Consider the following 5,545-nt stretch of genomic DNA (forward strand, 5'->3'; position numbering starts at 1 on the left):
TGAGATATAAAAAGATTTAGCAATAACTGAAGATGGAACATTTTTTATACCGAATTAAGCGGATTTGATATTATAACTGTTCTACCGAACATGATATTAGCGGCAGCTCTGCGTTAGCAAATGGCATTCGCCCTCAGGAGTCAAGAAACTTCACTATGACTAATCACCCAACTCATTAAATCTTGCCACTCAGAAGTTTTAGCTAATCGATCAGCATCTAAATCATCCCCTACATTCTCAGAAAATCCTGTAAAGCTATCAATCCAATTAATCACTGTTCCCACAGGTAAAAAAGAAGAATATTCCCAAGACTTTTGTAAATATTCCACCATCTCAGAATAGAAACCCGTATAGTACAAATACCAAGAACTCCACACCAAAGTATTGTAACGCACCTGTTTTTCTAATAACTGAATTTCCAAAGGTAAAGACTCCGAGGCAAAAAACTTATCCAAAACCCCATTAATAGACCGTGCCTGAGATCTCCCATCCCGCATCGTATTTTGGTCGTGCTGACGATAACAAACAGTAGACTCTCGCAACCAGTCGGCCTCACAACCCTGCAAAGCCAAACGCAATACTAAATCGACATCCTCCGCTTGACCTAATCCCGCCTCAAAACTTCCCACCTGTTGCAACCAATCTCGTCGAAACATCAAAGTACCCATTGTGCCTATTGGTTTCCATCGTAACCATGCCTCTAAATCCAATTTAGGAACATAATCCCAGGGAGTCTCATCTTTAATAGTTTCACCATCCTGATTCACTCTGCGCCACCCACTGTGAACAATTCCCAAATTCGGTTGCGCGTCAAATACCCCTACCTGGGCAGTCAGTTTATCCGGTAGAAAAAAATCATCTGCATCCAGAAAAGCAATTAACTCTCCCCGCGCCAGATCTATACCATGATTCCTAGCTGTTGAAACCCCTTGATTTTTTTGATATATATAACGGATAGCCTTAAAATAAGGTTCCAAGACTAAAGAGGTATTGTCTGTGGAGCCATCATCAATGACAATGATTTCATAGGATTGATAAGTTTGGGATAAAATACTTTCGATGGCCTGGCGAATATAGCGATCGCCATTGTAAACGGGTATAATTACGCTTACCCGTGGAGTTTTAGTAGTAGTTGACATCTTAATAGACTTAGGTAGTAGGTGGTAGGTGGTAGGTGTTAGCTCGTAGGTGGAAATTCAAGAGGGAACACTGGATATTGTAGATACCTTCCATGGAAAGTTTCTATCAAAAATGGAGCTTTGAGGACTCCCGGTATAATCTCCAATTTACCGGGAGATGAATCGCGACCAAACAAACAATAAGCACTCTATTGAGATAGAATTATGATACAATGGGAACATGATAACACTGAGGTGTCACTGCGGCCTTTGCAGATCGTAGAGCAAATTGACGCTCGTTGGCCTACTGTCGGGGACTGACAACAGTCTAGATAAGTGCCACTCAAGCAGTAAACCTCGCCGATGCGAGGTTTGGGAATCTCCCGTTAAATCAAAGATTATAACGGGAGAGGATGTCAAATTCTTTGAGAATTACAGCAAGTTCAAAAAATCGGTAGTCCTGCTCGCGTAATGGTAGATGGGGATGAAAAACCTCTAGTACTGGCATCCTGCCCGCGAGTACGGGAGCAAGATGCTCCCACTACCATTCTCCTTAACCAAAATAATTACAATAGACCACTATTACAATGCACTACCACCAAAAAATCAAGCTCCTGACTCCTGACTCCTGACTCCTGACTCCTGAGTGCTATTTCTCAACTGCTACACGAGGTAGTCGATGCTTAAAACTACAAAGAATTTCCCAGGAAATAGTCCCTAAAGTATTTGCCCAGTCTTCAGCAGAAATTTGATACTTACCTTGCTCTCCCAATAAAGTGACTACTTCACCTGTTTCTAGATCAGGAATATCACTCACATCCAGCATTAATTGATCCATAGTAATAGCTCCAACTTGAGGAATCAATTTATCGCGCACAATAACTTTCATTTTATTAGAAAGATTACGAGGTACACCGTCAGCATAACCAATACCTACCACTGCTAAACGCATCCGCTTTTTGGCAATAAATTGGTAACCATAACTAACACCAGTACCTGCTTCAATAGTTTTGACCTGTGTCACCCTAGCTTTAACCTGCATTACAGGTTTTAAATTAACTTTCTGATGCAAATGAGGTGCTGGATAAAAACCATAAAGAGCTAAACCCACTCGTACCATATCGTAATGTAAAGCAGAGTCAGTTAAAGTAGCTGCTGAGTTAGCAAAATGAAGCTGCACATCCCTAGAAAAACCTTCTCTATCAATACAACACGAATCTATTGCTTCCTCAAACCTTTGATGCTGTTTTCTCATCACTGTTTGGTCAGGACTATCTGCAGTGGCTAAGTGAGAATAAATACTAGCAATTTTTAAATTTGGTAATCTCTGGACAAATTGTACAAATTTTACTGCTTCTTGCCAAGGCATTCCCAAGCGAGACATTCCTGTATCCAACATCAGATGCACTGGCATTGCTTTAGTGTAATGGGAAAGAGTCTCTGAAAAAACTAAAGCTTGCTGAGGGGTACAAATAGTTGGTTGAAGTTGCCAGTGAGCGATCGCTTGAATTTGTTCTGGTCGGTCTGTTGCTCCTAAAATTAAAATTGGTGCTTCAATTCCAGCTAACCTTAACTCTATTCCCTCTGGCACTGTTGCGACTGCCAACCAATCTGCACCTGCCTCTAAAATAGTTTGAGATACTTGACACGCTCCATGGCCATAAGCATCTGCTTTAACTACTCCCATCAATTTAGTTTTTGCTGATAGAATACTCTTAAGCTGTCGTACATTATAGGCCAATGCCTGGTCGTTAATTTCTACCCAAGCTCTTTGACAAATCCCTCCATAAGCATCACTTTCTATCGAGTCCTGATTTAAGCTTTCTGTTACTAGAGTTTTAAAAGAAGCATTTTCCCAACTCAACATTTTGATTCACTCCTCAATTAATTAACTTTCCTATTAAAACTATTTGCTACCATAATTAGTGATTATCAGGTTATATAGCTACAGCTCGGGAAGATTATTTTATAGGGAACAGTTAATATTAACAAGTAGTTTAAACAATCCAAAATACAAAATACAAAATTATCAAATCATACCCAGAATCAGCAACGCCAAAAATTTTTTATACCTTAAATTTGTCTGTCAGAAAATTGTTTAATACCAATTAAAAAAAAGAATGTTACGAATAATCAGGGCTGTAAGGGTGTTCGCGGCAGCTTTGCGTTAGCAAGTTGCCATCCCCCCCTACTTTATAGGAGATTTCTCTTGGACTAAAAAGATAAATTCTGACCTAAAAACTGGTATTAAAGCCATTAATTCTGACTCATTCCTCCTGACTCGGCCTTCCTGACTCGGTCCTCCTAAGAAATATCCTAGCTATTTGTAGCAAACATTGATCAAATTGGTATAACTCTAAACTTTTGTCCCAACAAAGATCGATTGTGTTAACCTATGAGAAAATATTATCTTTTCAGAAATATCAATGGCCAATGTTTTAGTGTTGAACGCTTCTTATGAACCGCTCAATATCACGAGTTGGCGACGAGCGATCGTCTTGTTGCTCAAAGGTAAAGCGGAGCAGATTGAACATAATGGGGTATATATCCTGCCAGATATTCCCTTGCCTACAGTTATTCGACTGCGATACTACGTCCGAGTTCCTTATAAGGATATTCCTTTGACACGCCGAAACATTATGCACCGAGATGGTCATTCCTGTCAATACTGTAATTATACAGGCGATGATTTAACCTTAGATCATGTCATCCCGCGATCGCGTGGTGGTGGCGATACCTGGGAAAATCTTGTGACTGCTTGTGTTCGCTGCAATGTCCGCAAAGGTAATCGTACCCCAAAAGAGGCGAATATGACTTTGCATTATCTTCCTCGAAAACCCTATAGTGGCCTTTACTTTGAATTGACTAAACACGTTAAAAGTGGTAGGAATAAAGAATGGAAAAAATATGTGATTGGTTTATGAAGCCCCTGTCCATCTGAAGGCAGGGGTTTTTTGTATCGAAAATAGCAATATCAGGCAAAAGACAGAAAAAAAACAGAAGACAGAAGGCAGAAGGAAAAATCTAACTTTGTTTGAGTTTTCAGCTTCTTTAGACTACTACAGTTAGTATTTTTATTAAAAAGGAGGGTGGATCAGTTTTGATTAATGCAGCGTATGCTCAAACCAGGCCCTGTCTAGATTCTCCCCATCTCCTCACCCTTGCCACTCTCCCCGTATACTTTTGCATAGCAGTTGCACTAAAAGCTCATTCTCTCTAAAAAAAATTTGATAATATAGTCTAAATGCTGAACAGCTTATGAGTATAAATGTTTATTTCATCCGTCACGGTATAGCTGCAGATGCAGAAAATTACCCCACAGATTCAGAACGTCCTTTGACGGAAATAGGCGATCGCAAAACTAACAAAGTTGCTCAACAACTCAAACAATTAGGTCTTCATTTCAACCTAATTCTCACCAGTCCTTTAGTTAGAGCGCATCAAACTGCTAAAATTCTTCAAGAAAATAAATTAAGCTCTAAAGTAGAAGAATTTTTACCACTAGCTCCTGATGGTGAAATTAATATCTGGCTAAAATGGCTAAAAACATGGCAACTTCAAGAACATAGAGAATTAGCCCTCGTAGGCCATCAACCAGACTTAGCAAATTGGGCAGAAATTTTAATCTGGGGAGAAGCTAGACAAGTTTTGATACTAAAAAAAGCAGGAGTTATAGGTATTTCCTTACCTGAAGTTGCTTCACCAGTAGGTAATAGTCAAATGTTTTGGTTGACACCACCAAAATTTCTACTGAATTAGATCAAATTAAAAAAATCAAATTAAACAGAATTAGGTGTTAAGTCGTAGGTTTTAGGTGTTATCCCAATTTTCTGTGAGGTAGCCAGTTATGAAATTTATTGACTTATTTATCTCAATCTCAATTGAGAGTCAACTGTAATTAATATTAATATATTATTCTATGCAACTTCATATTAATTTGGTAGCAAGCAAAATTAATTGTATATTTGATGGTCAGCTTAAATAAGTAAGAAAAATTATTTTTGGATTTACCCTTCAAGCACAAAAGTATATTTTATTCTCTATTCCCTACTGACATAAGAATCTGAGAAACAACAATCCCCAACTATAATCTCTGATTTAACAGTAAGAGTATAAATAGCCAGAATTGTTAATAAATTGTTGTCAAAACCACGACACAACTAAGCTAGTTGATAATGTAAGTTGAGAATATTCTAACTAAGTAAAGGGTATAGTAATGTCTGTCGTCTGTATCGAATTTAAACCAGGTTTAGAAGGTGTTCCCGCTACCCAATCAAGTATCAGTCACGTCGATGGACAGCTAGGAGTACTGGAATACCGAGGCATTAATATTCAGGAACTGGCAAAAAAGAGTTCTTTTCTGGAAACAGCATATTTATTAATTTGGGGCTATCTTCCTAGCAAAGAAGAATTAGAAAGCTTTGAGC

General features: G+C 38.6%; 5 protein-coding genes. 3 read left to right on the top strand and 2 right to left on the bottom strand.

The window, feature by feature from the left end:
* Positions 1-140 precede the first annotated feature (140 nt).
* Entirely contained in the window at positions 141-1,139 is a 999-nt protein-coding gene (locus F6K13_RS15930) for a glycosyltransferase family A protein (RefSeq protein ID WP_124145774.1), read from the bottom strand.
* Between the two features lie 628 nt (positions 1,140-1,767).
* Complete coding sequence (alr, locus tag F6K13_RS15935) at positions 1,768-2,985, bottom strand: alanine racemase (protein ID WP_124145773.1); 1,218 nt, start codon at positions 2,983-2,985, stop codon at positions 1,768-1,770.
* 559 nt (positions 2,986-3,544) lie between these two features.
* On the opposite strand from alr, the gene F6K13_RS15940 reads away from it, so the two are divergent.
* The 3 genes from F6K13_RS15940 to F6K13_RS15950 all read left to right on the top strand — a co-directional run.
* Positions 3,545-4,042 carry an HNH endonuclease gene (locus F6K13_RS15940; RefSeq protein WP_124145772.1) on the top strand — a complete coding sequence of 166 codons (498 nt, stop codon included), beginning with the start codon at positions 3,545-3,547 and terminating at the stop codon, positions 4,040-4,042.
* A 334-nt stretch (positions 4,043-4,376) separates the two neighbouring features.
* Entirely contained in the window at positions 4,377-4,877 is a 501-nt protein-coding gene (sixA, locus tag F6K13_RS15945) for a phosphohistidine phosphatase SixA (RefSeq protein ID WP_124145771.1), read from the top strand.
* Positions 4,878-5,334: 457 nt separating this feature from the next.
* On the top strand, positions 5,335-5,545 hold a 211-nt coding region (locus F6K13_RS15950), incomplete at its 3' end, for a citrate/2-methylcitrate synthase (protein ID WP_287287822.1).

Origin of the sequence: Okeania sp. SIO2B9 (genome assembly GCF_010672505.1) — a bacterium.
Classification (GTDB): domain Bacteria; phylum Cyanobacteriota; class Cyanobacteriia; order Cyanobacteriales; family Microcoleaceae; genus Okeania; species Okeania hirsuta.